Genomic DNA, 348 nt, shown 5'->3' on the forward strand with positions numbered 1-348 from the left:
CGCTGGAATATCCGGGCCATGCCCTCGCCTGCGCGCTCTATGAGGAAGGCGGCATTCGGGGCTGTGAGATCGGGACGGTCATGTTCGGTCGCAAACCGGATGGCACCGAAGAACCCGCCCGGATGGACCTTGTCCGCCTAGCCATGCCGCGCCGCGTCTACACCCAGTCGCATGCGGACTATATCGTCGAAGTGTTCGAGGAACTCGCGAAGCGCAAAGATGACATTCGCGGCCTGAAGATCGTGAAAGAGCCGCCCATGATGCGCCACTTCACGGCGGAGTTTGCGCCGCTCTAGCTGCCCGTCTTCGCCATATCGATCCATTGTTCGACTTCCTCTTCGGCGAGGT

General features: G+C 61.2%; 1 pseudogene. It reads left to right on the forward strand.

Features of this window, described 5'->3' with window-relative positions:
- Nucleotides 1-296: pseudogene (locus tag B4F73_RS06195) on the forward strand (beta-eliminating lyase-related protein); the annotation flags it as partial.
- Nucleotides 297-348: the final 52 nt, after the last annotated feature.

The sequence above is a fragment of the Hyphomonas sp. UBA3601 genome, from assembly GCF_002375605.1.
Taxonomy (GTDB): Bacteria; Pseudomonadota; Alphaproteobacteria; order Caulobacterales; family Hyphomonadaceae; genus Hyphomonas.